A 16,386-nucleotide genomic window follows, 5' to 3' on the forward strand; every position below is an offset into this window, starting at 1 on the left:
CAATAAGCAAATCTGAGTTCCAAAAGGATTGGTATTAGTCCTTGAACCTAATGGCACCTTACCCGTAAGCTAGGCAGATTCAACACTTAGACTCATACCAATGTCCGTAACAGGTTCTATTCAACGCATTCTCGATGCGCTTAGTGTGTACTATCACAAGCGGGTTTTAATCCTCCTCTTCCTCGGTTTTTCCGCAGGGCTGCCCTTGATGCTGGTATTTTCTACTCTATCATTCTGGTTGCGCGAAGCTGGAGTTGATCGGACATCTATCGGTTATTTCAGTTGGATAGCCTTAGCATATGCCTTTAAATGGGCTTGGTCGCCGTTGGTGGATAGGCTGTCTTTACCCTTATTTACCCGCTTTCTCGGACGACGACGTAGTTGGATGCTGTTTGCCCAACTGCTATTAGTGGCCGCTATTCTTGGCATGTCCTTTAGTGATCCCTTAAAAGATCTCGAACGCTTAGCTATTTTCGCCCTCATGGTCGCCTTTGCTTCAGCCACTCAAGATATTGTCATTGATGCCTTTAGGATTGAATCGGCACCAGAAAAAATGCAAGCCGCGCTCGCAGCGGCTTATCAAGTGGGTTATCGCAGTGCCATGATCGTTGCTACCGCTGGCGCACTCACCATTGCGGCTTGGGTTGAACCAGGCAATACCGAATATAACTTAGTGGCATGGCAAACGTCCTACCTAGTGATGGCAGGATTAATGTCGGTGGGGATCTTAACCACCCTTTTTAGCCGCGAACCTGAAGTTGATACCCGCGCTGCAGATGCAACTGAACTTGAATTAAAACAACGTCTAAGCACGATTTATCCTCGACCCATAGCGGCAAGTATTTCCTGGGTTTATACCGCTAGTGTTCTGCCTTTTATCGATTTTTTTAAACGCTATGGCCGTAGTGCTATCCTTATTTTGCTACTTATTTCCTGTTACCGGATCTCAGATATTGTGATGGGGATTATGGCGAACGTTTTCTATGTGGATATGGGATTCACAAAGGAAGAAATTGCCTATCTGAGTAAAATATACGGCCTTATTATGACCTTAGTTGGTGCAGCTTTTGGTGGTGTGCTCTTAGCCCGTTTTGGCACGATGAAAATACTCTTTCTTGGCGCTTTACTGGTGGCGGTCACTAACCTGTTATTCGCTTGGCAGGCTGTCATTGGTTATAACGTGCCCTTTTTAACCTTTGCAATCTCCGTGGATAACTTCAGCGCTGGTATCGCCACCGCAGCCTTTATTGCCTATCTATCGAGCCTCACCAGCAACGGCTACAGTGCAACTCAATATGCCTTGTTGTCTTCGATCATGCTGCTATTCCCTAAGTTTATTGCTGGTTTTTCGGGTGCTTATGTCGATTCTTTTGGCTATGTAAACTTCTTTGTTGCCGCCAGCGTCATTGGTTTTCCAGTGTTATTCTTGATCGCCTTAGTTAACAAATATGCGCCACACCCCAGCACATCATTAATGGATGATGCACAGATCAAAACCAAGCAATCAGACAGCTAACCCTTCATCAAATTAACAACATTACCAAATAAAAAGCCCTCAATGTTGAGCATCGAGGGCTTTTTATATAGAAGCTTTAAATGCACTTAAACAGGCATTAAATTATATTAATCGCGGAAGTTATTGAATTGGAAAGGCTGACCTAATTCAGATTGACGCACTAACGCCATTACCGCTTGTAAGTCATCACGGGCTTTACCTGTTACCCGTACCGTGTCACCTTGGATAGAGGATTGCACTTTCAGCTTACTGTCTTTAATCATCTTAACGACTTTTTTAGCAATATCGGTTTCGATCCCTTGCTTAAAACGCACTTTCAACGAAAATGTTTTACCACTGTGTACCGACTTTTCATCCACATCCATTGCTGAAGGTTCCACATTACGCTTACTTAACTGAGTCCGTAAAATGTCTACAAGCTGCTTACATTGGAAATCGTCTTCAGCAGACAGAGTAACCACATGATCTTTATATTCGATTTCAGCATTCTTTCCACGAAAGTCAAAACGACTGCTAAGTTCACGACGGGAGTTTTCTACAGCGTTACGTAATTCAACTTCGTCCACTTCAGACACGATATCAAATGAAGGCATGGTTGCCGCCCCTTAGGTGATTGTAAATGCCCATAGTTTACCGACTCCACACCACAAGTTGAAGGTTAACTTCATTCTGGGCAAGATAAAACTCGGGTTATGGATGACTTTGGTTGCGCATTTTCCTATTATTGCCCCACGCTAAGATAATAAAACCATACTCGTGATAACCAAAAACACCCTATTTAAACTGGCTTTAGCCGTAGCCTTTGTCGTAATCAGTTATCTGGTGTTTTCCAGACCGACCTATTCACAGAGCATTCCTCATATCGATAAGATTGGCCATCTTGGGAGCTTTTTTTGCCTATCCTATCTGACCTATCTCGCTTTTCGCCCAAAGTGGTATTGGCTATCGCTCGTACTGGCAAGCTATGCCGTAATCATCGAGTTAGTGCAGTCCCGCTTACCCTACCGCAGTGCATCAATAGGAGATGTACTTGCCGATTTTGCAGGTATCGCGCTGTTTTACTTTTGCCTTTGGATCTATGGTAAATACTTTCGCGCTGCACAATTGCAAGAATAAAACTGCCGATGTTGAGCAAATCAAGATAAGTAAGGGAAGTGAGCATGAACTCCGCTAATATTGAAATCGCAATTCTGGGCGCAGGAGCGGTAGGGCAATTGATTTGCCATCAGCTTCATACGGCAGGAAACCCAGTCGGCTTTATTGGAAAAACGACGGATATAGTGCAAGAGCAGCAACTTAGCTTTACCGCCTTAATGCAGCCAGAAACAATGGTCAGCCCTCCCCTTGAAAGTCATTACACAGTGCCAATGTTTGAGCCTAAGCAAGAAGCGCTGTTAGGTATAAAACTTATCATCGTTTGTGTTAAAGCCTATCAAGTACTCGAGGCTATTACGCCTTTACTCGATAAACTTTCAAGCCAGTGTCATATTTTGCTACTGCATAACGGTATGGGGCCACACTTAGCTTTAGCTCCCCTTATCGGTTCTCGCGGCCTTAGTTTGGGAACAACATCCCAAGGTGTGCTTCGCCAGCAGCGTTGGCAGATAAAACAAACAGGGCAAGGGTTAACCCAAATTGGGCATTATTGTGGTCAACAGCTTGATGAGCGTTATCGTCAACTCTTATTGGAAGCCATCCCCAATTGTGAATGGGTTGATAACATCATTCCTTGTCTATGGCAAAAACTGGCGGTTAATGCGGCAATCAATCCCTTAACTGCAATATATCAATGCCCTAATGGAATGCTAGCAGAGCCGCAATTTAATCACATCATTACAGCTATCCTTGATGAGTTAGTTTCAGTTGCTGCACAGGATGGTATAACACTCGATAGGAAATTCTTACAGGACAGAGTCTATCGAGTGATAACGCTTACGGCAGAAAACTTTTCCTCAATGCACCAAGATATTGCACATCAAAGGCGCACTGAAATAGATCAAATCAATGGCTATATCTGTGAGCGTGCTAAAGTGCACGGCTTAAGTGCCGCTATTAATACCGAAATGTGCAAAAAAGTTAAACTGCTAGAAATATCAAAACCTGCTGGGCAGCATGGGCAATAAGTTGCACCGAAATAATGCACCTATATGGAGCATACCAACTTAATTTAGCACCATTTTATATCAAATATGACATTGTTACTGTGTACATCTAAATTAACATGATGATAATGAATGCTTTGTTTTTATGGCCTAATTTCTGCTATAACCGTGCAAATTAACCCTGCTATTTGTTGGAGAATAACGTTGAAACTGGTCACCACAATAATTAAACCGTTCAAATTAGACGATGTACGTGAAGCTCTAACCCAACTGGGTATAAATGGCATGACGGTTACTGAAGTCCGCGGCTTTGGTCGTCAAAAGGGGCATACAGAACTCTATCGTGGTGCCGAATACGCTGTCGATTTTTTACCTAAAATAAAACTTGAAATGGCCATCCATACTGAGCAGGAAGACGCCGTCATTGAAGCCATTATGACAGCCGCGCATACAGGTAAAGTAGGCGATGGAAAAATCTTTGTGACGGATCTTGAACAAGTAGTACGCATCCGCACCTCAGAAGAAGGTGCCGATGCAATATGATAACTCCAACGCGTTACTTTTAATCACGACTAGGTTAGATCTGCTCGACTAACCAGCGTTTTAACTCCTCAAGTTTCATAGGCTTTGCAAATAAATACCCCTGTAGAAAGTGTACTTGTCTGCTAGTTAAATAATCTGCCTGATCTTGAGTTTCAACCCCTTCCGCAACCACCACATAATGCATTTTATGTGAAAGTTCAATAATAGTATCAAGTACATGGGATGTTACCGACTCTTGTCCTATTGTGTCGATAAAGCACTTATCAATTTTTAGATAATCTAAGGGCATAGTTTGCAGCAAAGAGAGGGTTGTCTGCCCTGTACCAAAGTCATCAATCGCGACGAGAATACCTAACTGCCGTAACCCCTCAATACGCTGGCAGATATCTGGCGTCAAGAGTTGCCGCTCAGTGATCTCAATCAGTGGAGTGACACCGATACGTTGGAGAGAATCCCGTAAATGGATAAATTTCGACTCAATATCCACTTGAGCAAAATGTTCTGGCGCCACGTTAAAACCAATCCTAAAACCAGCCTCAACTTCCATATTGGCAAAGTCTTCTAAGGCTTTTTCAAAAATGTAATTGGTCAAAGGCACAATTAACTGACTATCTTCAGCGATAGGAATAAATAAATCAGGTCGAACTAACCCCATTTGAGGATGTTGCCAACGAACAAGTGCTTCAACCCCTTTGGCTTTTCCATCTTCGGTACAAATTACAGGTTGATAAACCAAGAAAAATTCTTTATTTTCTATACCACTACGGATATCGTCAGCAAGGGAGTGACGACGTTTTTTCCGTGAGAATAATAGACACAATAAAAGGATAAAAATAAAAAAAATCGGTAATGACACACCAAAATAAATCCAGAAAAAATGCTCAAAAAACGCTCTAGGCACTTCTAATAACATCACAAAATCATTATCGATAGCAGGCACCGCAATAACGTCACCCTCACCAAAATTGGGTTCTGTTGGCAATGTTGCCCCGTGTAATCCAAGCACGACATTACTCACTGGGCGCGGAAAAACATCAGGTTGAATAAAATTATCAATAAGATACTGACCTTCTATTAACACAATCGCGCCATGGTGAGTTTTAGCATCTTTTGAAACAGTCATCACCGCTGGAACACCGGGGCGAGCAAGGGTTTCAGGCACTATGTAATAAGTTGAATCTTTTAATCTATCTTCTGGTAGAAGAAAATTGAGAGGAAGATTGATATCACCGACGATAGATGAACAATAAAAAGCCTTTTCATTAAATAATAATACACCTCGGTTATAAGGCCTAAACCTCATAAACTCACTTAACTTAGCGCAATCACCCTCCCCAAGAGTCATTGCAAACTCACTTATGCTATCTGACTTCTTCAATAAATCTTGAAGACGCTCTAAATTAAAATGTCCAATATCCCGAGCCTTATTATGCACCGTATAGCTTGTCGTGGCATAACTCAGCCCCATTGCAAGCAAGATAGGCAGTAGCAAGATGACCGCCCAATGCTTAGGCGAAAGGTCATAGGCAGATATCAGATTGCGCATTTGAGTTTGTAGTAAATTTAAACGGGTCAGCATCCTAGCAAATCCCTTATATGATTGTTGTAACCATTTGTATACTAAACATGAATGTTGCAAATATTCAAACACATCACCCTAATTACAATAAAAATATTTTCTATTAATCATTACATTAAGGTTGAATAGACTGCATTAAAAAGCCAACATACCAAGCCAATAAAGAAGCCCAAGTGTAACCCCAAACAGCCATCAATACCGCAGCAGATGCTAACCTTGGGTGAAAGGCACTCGCCACAACAGGCGCAGAAGCTGCCCCACCAATATTACACTGGCTTGCAATTGCTAAGTACATAATAGGTAAACGAAAAAAAACAGTAAAAATAAACAAAATAATAATATGTATAAAAAACCAAACAAACCCAATACAAACATAATATGGCGCTGCACTCAATGCACTAATATCAAAATTCAATCCCATCAACATAATCATGATATAAATAAAAAAAAGTGCGAGATGCCGAGTTTCATTGACTAATACATGCCTTGCATTTGTTAATGAAAATAACAAACCTAAGAAAGTGGCAATTAACACTGACCAAAAAAAATCAGAAGTGAGATTATACTTAAATAAAGCAGGAAGATGGTCAGCAATGGTTTTAGCAAGAAAAGAGGATAAATTATTGGTAAGGAACATCACCATCAAAAAGACACTCAGCAATATCAATATCCAATAATAACGAGTTAGCTTAGGCATCACTTTAGGCTTGAGATCATGACAAAATATCGGTCTAAAACTTTTATCAGCCTTCAGTAAATCATCAATTTTATCTTGGCGTTCTGCAATAAAAAGTAATATAACCATCCATAAACCAGAAAAAAGAACATTAATTGCCATCATTACTGCAAAGACTGCATCACCTACATGGTGAATTTCTTTGATCGCTAATTGATTCGCGGTTCCACCAAGCCAGTTGGCCATCAGTGTTGACATACCTTTCCACGCTGCATTATCCCCTTGCCAAAGGAGTTCATCAGGAAAAAATACTGCGCCAAACCATAAACTTAATGGACCACCAATGCAGATACTTACCGCACCTAACACATACATACCTAGCAGTTTTCTGCCCACTAAGGTTAAAGCAAAGAAATCGGTACTTAAAATCAATAAAAACAAGCAACTGGGCATAAAATGTGTTTTTGCTATTTCGGTGAGCTGACTATTACTAGCATCAATAATATTTAGTGAACTAAAAATAGTGGGTAAAATGTAAGAGATTAACATTAAAGGAAAAATACGATATAAAATGTTAAAAAACTTGATGGAGGATGAATGAGTATAAAAAATACCAACGAGTAAAAGTGCTAAAAAAAATCCTATTTCAAGATCCGATGAAAGCAAAATAGTTCACCTAGTAGAATGATTAGCTAAGATGATTATATGATTGCTTGCTAAAAGCTAAAAAACTCATGCTCAGTGCAGACAATTCTTCACCTTCTCGCTGAATTGACCAATAAGTCCGTTTATAATCCCATCCATCAACAGATAATAAAGTAAGATCCTTCCGAGCTAATTCAGCATCAATAGCTAGCATAGGCAGTACACTCAACCCTATACCAGTCCCAATGGCTCTCTTAATCGCGCCAATTGTCGACATGCAAATTTCATCACGGACATGAATATTTAAACTTTTTAATAACTGTATTGCCCGAATTCGAGAAAGCGATGCTTCATGGTCGAATATCCATAATTGTTCACTTAGCCATGCCTTTGTATTTACATCACTAGCTGCGGGATGAGTCGCACCACTCACAATACAAAGATTATCTTGCAACCAGTGATCACAAATAAGATTTTTACTCGCTGGTTTGGCATCTATAAAACCTAAATCGAGTTCTCTTTCAGAGACCATCTTCTCAATAACTAAACTATTATCAACAACCAATTTTATTTTTACATCTGGATATTGGCTTTTAAATAAAGGAATTTTCCTAGATAAAACATAATTACCAGCCGTTTTACTACTTCCAATAGTTAAGGTTCCCTTAATCCCGTGCTCAGGAAATGAGAATATATTTTCCAACTCCTTCCCTTTACAGAGCATTTCATTTGCATAAGGTAATATAATTTCTCCATGGGCATTAACAACCAAACCACCCGACACCCGCTCAAATAACCTGCAACCTAAAGAACTTTCTAATTCTTTAAGTGCCATACTGACAGCAGGTGTTGACATATGAAGCACTTTTGCTGCTTTTGAGATCTGCCTCTCAGAATGTATAGCTTTAAAGATCATCAATTGTCTTAATGTTATCCGCATCATATGCTCCACGAGGGGAAATCAGTTTACTTGCAGTATAATAGTTTAAAACATTAGATAATTAACATGATAAATATCTAATTTTAATAAAGCGGCGATTATAGCCGCTTTATCTATAGATAATTAAAACAAATATCTTGTAGATACAAAAATGAGAGTATCATCGAACTCAGTATGCCCTTTGGCATCGGTATAATCACCATCAAAATAGGAGATACCTACACCAAATGTCAAATCCTTCTGGGCCTTAAAATCAACCCCGAGTGAATATTGACTTGCATCACTCTCTTTTAGTGTTTTTAGATCTGCTCCAGCATTTTTTGTAATTTTACCAAGCCCGGCATCATCTTTTAGATACTGCAGCTTTATATCATATTTATCAATTGGAACACTCATACTTAATAGATAGGAGTTCCCTTTAATATTGTCATACAGACTCGACTCTGAGTGCTGATACATAGCGCCGAATTTTATCGATGCGACGGAAAGTCCGCCTACCAATCTTGTTGCCTCTAGTAAATTCAAACCATCAGCATATGCAATTGAAACATAATGATTTTTATTTTTAAGCGACGCATCCCCTACAGTGAAACTTACCGCGTAATTGTTTTGTTTATCAGATAGTTCTGGATTTTTTTGATTAAAGTCCTTATCAAAAACGTAACTAATCCCCATAGTCACACCAACGACTTTAGCGCTGTTTAATGTTACGGAGTCACCTAATCTATCGTTACCCGCAATGATCATATTCATATCGCTAGAGGTAATATTAAATAAATCCACTTTCCCTTCAGCACTTTTAAAAACAGTATCATTTCGACCAAAAACGGCTGACCCATAGTTAGTTTTAAAACCTAAGTAAGCATTTCTAGGTTTAAAAATATTGGAGTCATCGTTATCAAAACTTTCTATTCCTGCTTCAAATTTATATAACAAGCTAAAGTTATCATATGCAGCATATTCTCCTTTAACACCTAAATATGAAGCATAATTTTCAAGAGAAAAGCCATCAACCTTTTCATTACCAGATAGACCATTACTTGAATTTGCAACACCCAGCCATAAGCGTCCATAAAAGTCTAATGGCTCAGCTAATGTTTGAGTTGAACAAATTAAAACTGCACCAAGATAAATATATTTAGCATTCTTCATTGACATCACCTTTTTAGAATATAAAAGCAATGCCATATTAATGCTTTAAATCAATACATCTCCACCTTAGATCACAACTAACCAACAAAATCACATAGTTAAATATAATTTAACTACCATTAAATTATACTTAACAACCGCGATTCATTGCGCGACATCACTATTTAATAATGAGATATCACTATCATTATATAAAACTGATAAAAACACATTTGGAGAAATGCATGAAAATAAAATATTTGAGCATCTTTATATGTTCAATGTTAACAGCTTCGTCATGGGCTGCAGATAATAAAAATGATTTAGCATCATTTCATAAAGATATCAATGGCTGTAAAACATGCCATACAGCACCCAATAAGGTAAGTGACAGTGAAACATTTGAAAATAAACAATGTAAATCCTGCCATGGTGATTATGAAAAACTAGCAAATCCTAAACTTGAAATTGATCCACACTCTTCACATTTAGGCGATATTAATTGTACGTCTTGTCATAAAGGACATGAACAACCCAAATTATATTGCAACGAATGCCATTCATTTAAAGGGCTCGACATGCCTTTTAATAAAGCAAAATCCAAGGAGCCATGGGACAAAGGTTGGGATAATGAGGCTATAAATAAAGCGATTGCTGCAGGCCCGAAAGAAACAACGGATGTGATTGTTGTTGGGGCGGGTAGCGCTGGATTTAATGCTGCAATTGCAGCTAAAAAGGCGGGTGCTAACGTTATATTACTCGATAAAGCGCCATTTAGTGGTGGCAACTCTATGCTCGCCGCAGGCGGGTATAATGCCGTCGGGACGGCTCAGCAAAAAGACCATAAGGTCGATGATAAAATCGAATGGTATGTCGAAGATACAATGAAAGGCGGTCGATATGCTAACGATCCTAAATTGGTACAAATCTTAGCGGAACAATCTGCTGATGGCATTAAATGGTTAGAATCTTTAGGCGCCAATATGGACGATTTAAAGCGTTCTGGTGGCGCCAGAGTCGATAGAACACATCGTCCATCGGGTGGTTTAAGTGTTGGTCCACATATTATCGATGTACTTAGAAAAGCATCCGATAAAGAAGGTGTTGATACAAGACTCAATTCTAAAGTGGTCAAGTTAGTTGTTGATGATGAACAAAGAATTGTGGGTGTTGTCGTCCATGGTAAACATTCAGGCCACTATATGGTTGCAGCTAAGTCGGCTGTCTCTTGATCACAAGTCCTGTTCAAGAGACAGAGCAAGTTCGTAACCCTCAAGGATTGCTTGCAATTTGAGCCATCCTTCCCAGAGCGTCTTTACTGATGCTCTTCCATTTCTTTTACTGTCTTTCCAACCACCAAGCCTTGCCAGGTGCTCATATGCCCATTTTGCAGTGGGTACTTCCTCTGGAGGTGGCGTCTTTATTCTTTTAAGCCAAAGTAACTTCCACGCTCTTGGTGACAAGATTTTCTCACTGCTAATGTCTTTGATTTGCTCATTGGCAAATTTCAATTGGAAGATCCTTACCGCTAAAAAGGCATAAATAGTCGCTAATCTATCTAAGTTATCTTTGCTCTGTACTCGAAGGTCTTCAACTCCGGTCCCTTCACTTTTCCAGACCTTATGATACTCCTCAATCAGCCAGCGCTTCTCGTAATAACCGATAATTTTTAAAGCATCTTCGGCACTGTTTACTGGCTCATTGGTCAGAATATGCCAATTGAGCGTCTTCTCTTCATCACCGACTTCGGAGCAACCCACATAGTTCAGAGAAATGGGGGAGCCTTTTTTGTTAGCCGGGGTTTTTAACGTTACTGCCGCATATTTAACATCCAGCGTGACTTCTCGAGCTTTACGACCGCCCCTTTGAGCTATCTGGATTTGGCGTTGTTTCACACTGTTAAGCTCTGATGCAAAATGATAAAGCTTATCTGAACCTTCTTCTATATGACGACTCATCATTGACCGCACAACAAAACGTTGTTGGTTCGCTATCTTGTAAAGGAGATAATCGTAGATGTCGGCTTCACGATCACAAACCGATATCACGTTAGCCATCGCGGTTCCTAGACGTGCAGCCATATTACGTGATGCACTTTCCCATTTATAACCTTCTTTTTCTTCGTAAGGTCGTTTTAAATTCTCACGGCGGATACCTCGAGTCTTGATGTCTCTGGTCCATCTGTGTTGTTCAATCAATCCAACAACGTCAAGAGTTTCAGGAGCAAACAACAAAATACTATGGGCAAGCAGACCTCGATAACGATTACCTTGGTTGACATGTCCTAAGTCCGCTCGAATAGAGCGATGCTTGTAGCTTAAGGTGGTTGTATCTTCAATAGCGAGAAGGAGGGGGTAACGGTGGGCTTGATTGACTGTCGCACGAAAACCGGCTTCAGCAATATCGTCTGCTGATACATTATCGTTTCGAATAAACCGGTAAGCGCCCTCCATACTTGCTGGTGAAGGTGACGATTTTACTACCGACTTACCGGGATGCTGAGCTAAGTCTGACGCCATTTTTACGAGCCTAGCCGTTCTTCTTGGGTCACCAAGTTTAGCATGACCAAATTGTTCTTCAGCCCAATCATTATTGCCTTTTATCATCTCAGGGAGCCTCAATTAAAGCCGTTAAAGATCTGATCGTGAGCCAAGAATTTAGTTCAAAAAAAATCCCTCATATCATATGAGGGACTTCTGTATAAAAGACAGGCAGCTAAGTCGGTGGTTTTAGCCACTGGCGGCTATGGGTTTAACAAAGAGATGATTGCTTTTTATCGCCCTACATTTAAAGGTATGACAAGCTCGAACAATATTACTTCAACAGGAGATGGTATTGAACTGGCTAAAGCAGTCGGTGCAAGTATGACTGACATTGATTGGATCCAAACACATCCAACGGTAGGGAAAGATAGCCGGATATTAATTTCAGAAACGGTTCGAGGTGTCGGTGCCATAATGGTAAATAAAGATGGCAACCGCTTTATCAATGAATTAACAACCCGCGATAAAGCCTCTGATGCCATCTTAAAGCAGCCTGAACAATATGCTTGGTTAGTATTTGATAATGAATTATATAAAAAAGCCAAAATGGTTCAGGGGTATGATCATTTAGAAATGCTTGAAAAAGCCAATACCGTTGCAGAGCTTGCAAAAATAACGGGGATGACTTCAAGTGTTTTGGAAAAAACGATCACAAACTACAACAGTTATTTCAAACAGGGTAAGGATGAGGCATTTAATCGTGAACAAATGCCACTATCAATAGAAAAAGCCCCCTACTATGCCGTAAAAGTTGCGCCCGGCATCCACCATACTATGGGCGGGGTAGCCATTGATACGAAAGCAGAGGTGCTTGATATACAAAGCCAACCGCTTAAAGGTTTATTTGCTGCTGGTGAGGTTACCGGTGGCGTTCATGGGTATAACCGACTAGGTGGTAATGCTGTAGCTGATACTGTGATTTTCGGCAAAATCGCAGGGACAAATGCGGCAAAACACGCACTAACCCAAAAATAGTAGTGAGAATAAAATGGGAGACCCACTTAAGGTCTCTCATTTTATCTATTCAGAGATGCACTTATTTAGCTGGAGTTATTCGAATTCTATCTGAATAACGGCTTACTATCCTTCGTCTTTTTCATCGTAAATATTGGCAATTTATTTCTTGCCCGAGCCATAAAAGCTCCCCTGCTATGCTTGAGAGGTTTATTCAACCTCTCTTTTTTATCCTTACTTACTTGTATCGATTGGCTCGAAGGATTTAACGAGATCATCAATGGCTTTCATTTGCTTCAGATAATTTTCTAACTGGTGCAAAGGTAGCGCACATGGGCCATCACACTTAGCATTATCTGGATCAGGGTGGGCTTCAATAAACAAACCTGCCAAACCAAGTGCCATACCGCTGCGAGCTAATTCAGTCGCTTGGGCACGGCGGCCACCCGCAGAGTCACTACGACCACCAGGGCGTTGCAGTGCATGGGTTGCATCGAAAATCACTGGATAACCCGACTGCTTCATCTCATCCATACCCAGCATATCAACAACTAAGTTGTTGTAACCAAAACATGAGCCACGCTCACAGAGGATGATTTCGTCATTACCCGCTTCATTAAATTTAGTAATGATATGGCGCATCTCGTGAGGTGCTAAAAACTGCGGTTTTTTCACGTTAATGATGGCACCCGTTTTTGCCATTGCCACAACCAAATCGGTTTGACGGGCAAGGAATGCTGGCAACTGAATAATATCAACCACTTCAGCAACGGGTGCGCACTGATAGGTTTCATGTACGTCGGTGATCAATGGCAGATTGAAGGTTTTTTTGATTTCTTCAAAAATCTTTAACCCCTCCTCCATACCTGGACCACGGTAAGAATTGACAGAAGAGCGATTCGCCTTATCAAAGGAGGCCTTAAATACATAGGGGATCCCCAATTTTTGGGTGACTTCGGCATAAGTTTCAGCAATCGACATCGCGAGATCACGAGACTCAAGCACGTTCATGCCACCAAACAACACAAAAGGTTTATCGTTTGCAATTTCGATTGAACCTAGGTTTATGATTTTATTACTCATCGCAATTTCTCTCTAAAATACTGGACCCCTGCCCAGCAATAAACTGAATATCGATCTATGCGGCAACCAACTGTAAAAGTTGACCACAAATCCAAGCCATATAGGTGCCTAACACATACCCAAATACGGCTAATAATACGCCCACTGGCGCTAATGCGGGATGAAATGCCGCCGCAACAACAGGCGCCGATGCTGCGCCCCCAACGTTGGCTTGGCTACCAACAGCCATATAAAACAAGGGAGCCTTAATTAACTTAGCCACTAATAACATAAAGCCCGCATGCACTACCATCCAAATAATACCCACTAGAAAATACAGTGGTGTATCAAGTACTTTACTCACATCCATATGCAGACCAATGGTCGCCACTAAGATATAGAGGAAAGCCGATGCCACTTTCGATGCGCCAGCCGCCTCTAAATGACGCACAGGGCTAAAGGACATCGCTAACCCAATCGTTGTGACTATCACTACTAGCCAGAAGAATTTAGACGTTAAGCTGTAATCCTCGGTCCACGGATAGTTGGCTTCGAAGAATGGCCCCAGAAAATCAGCCGCAATATGGGCGACACCCGTAATACCAAACCCAACGGCGACAATGAGCATCAAATCCCGAAGATTAGGAATTCGCGCATTTTCAGCATGATATTTTTCGACTTTATTTTTTAATGCTTCAATAGCCGACGTATCCGCCCCTGTTTTGGCATCTATCTCTTTAGCTTTTGAGGCCATAAACAGCAATACTGCCATCCAAATATTGGCCACAATCACATCGACTGTCACCATCACTGAAAAAATATTACCGCCCACTTCATAGATTTCTTTCATTGCTGCTTGGTTTGCACCGCCGCCAATCCAGCTCCCCGCAAGCGTTGTCATACCGCGCCATACCGCATCGGGGCCATCGACACCGATTAAAGAAGGTTCAATCACAGATACCATAAGTAAGGCTATCGGTCCGCCGATCACAATGCCAATAGTCCCGGTTAAAAACATGATCACGGCCTTAGGGCCAAGACCTAAAATAGCTTTTAAATCAACACTTAAAATAAGTAATACTAAACAAGCGGGTAGTAAATAACGGGATGCAACAAAGTACAATTGCGATGTGTGCCCATCGATTACCCCAAAGGTATTTAACAGTGATGGCAGGAAGTAGCACAATAATAACGCAGGAATAAAACGGTAAAACTTTTGCCAAAAGGGATGGTGACTACTGCTGGTATAAAAAACAAAACCTAAAATAGTTGCAAGTATCCCGAGTGCCACCGCGTCATTGGTAACTAATGCCGTGCCTGTCATGCTAATTTCTCCCTGTTAATACAGTAATTATTTTATTTATATTAGAGACTTAACCTTTAAGTCCTTGGACAAACTTCCAGTTGCCCAATGTTATTATTTTTTTGCTGATTTGATTGAGTCGTACCATTGAATAAACAAGAAGAGCCCCGAGAGGCTCTTCTTTTAATGATAAATCTCTGCGTGCTCATTAAGTTCTTTAAGCTGCATCTTCACAATTTCAACCACAGGATCGTGTGGACTATTATCAACAAAGTGCTGTAAATCAGCCACCGCCACATTAATGCAGCCTAATTGCTGGGCAATGAAAGCGCGCTCACGATTTAAGTGCACATCATCTGGATGCCATTGCAAAAGCAAGTTACAGCATTCCAATGCTGCCTCAAATTGGTGAGAAACAATACAACCCGCTTTTAGTTCATGCAGCATACGGGTAATAAGTTTTTTCACCGAAGCGGCTTTAAAATAGCTTGGCTTTAACTGCGCCGCATTACCTAACTCACCGCGCACTAATACGTGTAATTGGTGGCGAGTCAGCTCATTCCCTGTTAGCGGATCAAAATAACGCACCTCGCCAGCAATTTTACTACGCAACACGCTATTACCCGGGAGCAACAACAATTCAAGCTCTAAATCGAGTTGTTTTGCTAGTAACATCAATACGGTAGCAAGCGTTGTACTGTTACCCTGCTTGCTAATAAGGCAAGTACCTAAATCTGCAGCTTCAACACTAAAGTAATTGTCGCGGGCACAAAAACCGAGGTCTTGATAAAACCAATGTAATAGCGCATTTAAACGTTGCTGCTGATTAACTAAGTAATGACTTAATACCGCTCCTGCCAATTCAAACCACGCCCACTTAGCCGCTTTAAGGTTCGAAAAGCCAAGGTGAGCACCTACATCCAAAGCCGACTCAGGCAATGAAATACCATCTTGAAGTGTATATTTACCCATTAACCCAATAATACCGCTTGTTTAAAATGCGCCAATTTGGCGGCATAGACCAACCAACCTATAGCACCGAGGAAGGCAAACACTTTGAAAAGTTTATTCCTATTCGCTTTTATCGCAATCACACCTAGCGCAATATAAGCCACAACGGCACCGATTTTTTCGGTCATCCAAGGATCCACAAAAGGATATTGTTTGATCATAAAGCACAAGGTTAAGCCAGAAAGCAGTAAGAAAGTGTCGATCACATGGGGGGCAATCTTAATGAACTTCTTATCCATCAATGCAGACTGACGTAAATGCAACACAAAACGAACAGTGAAAAACAGCACGCTCAACGCGATAAAGGTAAAATGCAGATGCTTAACCGCAGGATATAGACTGTAAAAAGTTTCCATTTCGATTCTTATGGTCAGTGACAAA

The 16,386-nt window shown here is 40.9% G+C and carries 16 protein-coding genes; 6 read left to right on the forward strand and 10 right to left on the reverse strand.

What is annotated here, in order from left to right:
• Window positions 1-100: 100 nt before the first annotated feature.
• Window positions 101-1,516, forward strand: coding sequence for an AmpG family muropeptide MFS transporter (locus SPUTW3181_RS17415; RefSeq protein ID WP_011790613.1), 1,416 nt, complete (start codon window positions 101-103; stop codon window positions 1,514-1,516).
• 107 nt (window positions 1,517-1,623) lie between these two features.
• Here SPUTW3181_RS17415 and SPUTW3181_RS17420 read toward each other — a convergent pair whose 3' ends face one another.
• Entirely contained in the window at window positions 1,624-2,109 is a 486-nt protein-coding gene (locus SPUTW3181_RS17420; RefSeq protein ID WP_011790614.1) for a YajQ family cyclic di-GMP-binding protein, read from the reverse strand.
• 163 nt (window positions 2,110-2,272) lie between these two features.
• Between SPUTW3181_RS17420 and SPUTW3181_RS17425 the strand changes: the two genes are divergently transcribed.
• From SPUTW3181_RS17425 to SPUTW3181_RS17435, 3 genes are all read left to right on the forward strand, one after another.
• Window positions 2,273-2,632, forward strand: coding sequence for a VanZ family protein (locus SPUTW3181_RS17425; protein WP_011790615.1), 360 nt, complete (start codon window positions 2,273-2,275; stop codon window positions 2,630-2,632).
• A gap of 44 nt (window positions 2,633-2,676) precedes the next feature.
• On the forward strand, window positions 2,677-3,639 hold the full coding sequence (locus SPUTW3181_RS17430) for a ketopantoate reductase family protein (RefSeq protein WP_011790616.1): 963 nt from the start codon (window positions 2,677-2,679) through the stop codon (window positions 3,637-3,639).
• A gap of 183 nt (window positions 3,640-3,822) precedes the next feature.
• Window positions 3,823-4,161, forward strand: a complete 339-nt coding sequence (locus SPUTW3181_RS17435) for a P-II family nitrogen regulator (RefSeq protein ID WP_014609932.1) — start codon at window positions 3,823-3,825, stop codon at window positions 4,159-4,161.
• A 34-nt stretch (window positions 4,162-4,195) separates the two neighbouring features.
• Here SPUTW3181_RS17435 and SPUTW3181_RS17440 read toward each other — a convergent pair whose 3' ends face one another.
• The 4 genes from SPUTW3181_RS17440 to SPUTW3181_RS17455 all read right to left on the reverse strand — a co-directional run bounded on the left by SPUTW3181_RS17440 (window position 4,196) and on the right by SPUTW3181_RS17455 (window position 9,153).
• Entirely contained in the window at window positions 4,196-5,740 is a 1,545-nt protein-coding gene (locus SPUTW3181_RS17440) for a cyclic diguanylate phosphodiesterase (protein WP_011790618.1), read from the reverse strand.
• Window positions 5,741-5,855: 115 nt separating this feature from the next.
• A complete protein-coding gene (locus tag SPUTW3181_RS17445) occupies window positions 5,856-7,082 on the reverse strand; it encodes a DUF819 domain-containing protein (RefSeq protein ID WP_011790619.1) in 1,227 nt (408 codons plus the stop codon).
• Between the two features lie 22 nt (window positions 7,083-7,104).
• Window positions 7,105-7,977: a LysR family transcriptional regulator gene (locus SPUTW3181_RS17450; RefSeq protein ID WP_229781425.1), complete on the reverse strand. Its 873-nt coding sequence runs from the start codon at window positions 7,975-7,977 to the stop codon at window positions 7,105-7,107.
• A 147-nt stretch (window positions 7,978-8,124) separates the two neighbouring features.
• The gene (locus SPUTW3181_RS17455; protein WP_011790621.1) at window positions 8,125-9,153 is read right to left on the reverse strand and encodes a porin; all 1,029 of its coding nucleotides are present in this window, start codon (window positions 9,151-9,153) and stop codon (window positions 8,125-8,127) included.
• A gap of 224 nt (window positions 9,154-9,377) precedes the next feature.
• On the opposite strand from SPUTW3181_RS17455, the gene SPUTW3181_RS17460 reads away from it, so the two are divergent.
• On the forward strand, window positions 9,378-10,364 hold the full coding sequence (locus tag SPUTW3181_RS17460) for an FAD-dependent oxidoreductase (protein WP_227498121.1): 987 nt from the start codon (window positions 9,378-9,380) through the stop codon (window positions 10,362-10,364).
• On the opposite strand, the gene SPUTW3181_RS17465 is transcribed toward SPUTW3181_RS17460, so the two are convergent.
• The gene (locus tag SPUTW3181_RS17465; RefSeq protein ID WP_011789101.1) at window positions 10,365-11,738 is read right to left on the reverse strand and encodes an IS4-like element ISSpu9 family transposase; all 1,374 of its coding nucleotides are present in this window, start codon (window positions 11,736-11,738) and stop codon (window positions 10,365-10,367) included.
• Window positions 11,739-11,828: 90 nt separating this feature from the next.
• Here SPUTW3181_RS17465 and SPUTW3181_RS17470 point away from each other — a divergent pair, with 90 nt between their 5' ends.
• Window positions 11,829-12,650 carry a flavocytochrome c gene (locus SPUTW3181_RS17470; RefSeq protein WP_227498166.1) on the forward strand — a complete coding sequence of 274 codons (822 nt, stop codon included), beginning with the start codon at window positions 11,829-11,831 and terminating at the stop codon, window positions 12,648-12,650.
• A gap of 213 nt (window positions 12,651-12,863) precedes the next feature.
• Here SPUTW3181_RS17470 and kdsA read toward each other — a convergent pair whose 3' ends face one another.
• The 4 genes from kdsA to SPUTW3181_RS17490 all read right to left on the reverse strand — a co-directional run bounded on the left by kdsA (window position 12,864) and on the right by SPUTW3181_RS17490 (window position 16,361).
• On the reverse strand, window positions 12,864-13,712 hold the full coding sequence (kdsA, locus tag SPUTW3181_RS17475; RefSeq protein ID WP_011790622.1) for a 3-deoxy-8-phosphooctulonate synthase: 849 nt from the start codon (window positions 13,710-13,712) through the stop codon (window positions 12,864-12,866).
• Window positions 13,713-13,767: 55 nt separating this feature from the next.
• A complete protein-coding gene (locus SPUTW3181_RS17480) occupies window positions 13,768-15,015 on the reverse strand; it encodes a DUF819 domain-containing protein (RefSeq protein WP_011790623.1) in 1,248 nt (415 codons plus the stop codon).
• Between the two features lie 162 nt (window positions 15,016-15,177).
• Window positions 15,178-15,966: a tetratricopeptide repeat protein gene (locus SPUTW3181_RS17485; protein WP_011790624.1), complete on the reverse strand. Its 789-nt coding sequence runs from the start codon at window positions 15,964-15,966 to the stop codon at window positions 15,178-15,180.
• Window positions 15,966-16,361, reverse strand: a complete 396-nt coding sequence (locus SPUTW3181_RS17490) for a SirB2 family protein (protein WP_011790625.1) — start codon at window positions 16,359-16,361, stop codon at window positions 15,966-15,968. Before SPUTW3181_RS17490 ends, SPUTW3181_RS17485 begins: the two co-directional genes overlap by 1 nt.
• Window positions 16,362-16,386: the final 25 nt, after the last annotated feature.

This window comes from Shewanella sp. W3-18-1, assembly GCF_000015185.1.
In the GTDB taxonomy this organism is placed as follows: domain Bacteria; phylum Pseudomonadota; class Gammaproteobacteria; order Enterobacterales; family Shewanellaceae; genus Shewanella; species Shewanella putrefaciens.

Bases quoted from the DNA above. Each gene is read 5' to 3' on its own strand.
- SPUTW3181_RS17415 (WP_011790613.1), top strand. From the start codon at position 101: ATGTCCGTAACAGGTTCTATTCAACGCATTCTCGATGCGCTTAGTGTG.
- SPUTW3181_RS17420 (WP_011790614.1), bottom strand. From the start codon at position 2,109: ATGCCTTCATTTGATATCGTGTCTGAAGTGGACGAAGTTGAATTACGT.
- SPUTW3181_RS17430 (WP_011790616.1), top strand. From the start codon at position 2,677: ATGAACTCCGCTAATATTGAAATCGCAATTCTGGGCGCAGGAGCGGTA.
- SPUTW3181_RS17440 (WP_011790618.1), bottom strand. From the start codon at position 5,740: ATGCTGACCCGTTTAAATTTACTACAAACTCAAATGCGCAATCTGATA.
- SPUTW3181_RS17450 (WP_229781425.1), bottom strand. From the start codon at position 7,977: ATGATCTTTAAAGCTATACATTCTGAGAGGCAGATCTCAAAAGCAGCA.
- SPUTW3181_RS17455 (WP_011790621.1), bottom strand. From the start codon at position 9,153: ATGAAGAATGCTAAATATATTTATCTTGGTGCAGTTTTAATTTGTTCA.
- SPUTW3181_RS17460 (WP_227498121.1), top strand. From the start codon at position 9,378: ATGAAAATAAAATATTTGAGCATCTTTATATGTTCAATGTTAACAGCT.
- SPUTW3181_RS17465 (WP_011789101.1), bottom strand. From the start codon at position 11,738: ATGATAAAAGGCAATAATGATTGGGCTGAAGAACAATTTGGTCATGCT.
- kdsA (WP_011790622.1), bottom strand. From the start codon at position 13,712: ATGAGTAATAAAATCATAAACCTAGGTTCAATCGAAATTGCAAACGAT.
- SPUTW3181_RS17480 (WP_011790623.1), bottom strand. From the start codon at position 15,015: ATGACAGGCACGGCATTAGTTACCAATGACGCGGTGGCACTCGGGATA.
- SPUTW3181_RS17485 (WP_011790624.1), bottom strand. From the start codon at position 15,966: ATGGGTAAATATACACTTCAAGATGGTATTTCATTGCCTGAGTCGGCT.
- SPUTW3181_RS17490 (WP_011790625.1), bottom strand. From the start codon at position 16,361: ATGGAAACTTTTTACAGTCTATATCCTGCGGTTAAGCATCTGCATTTT.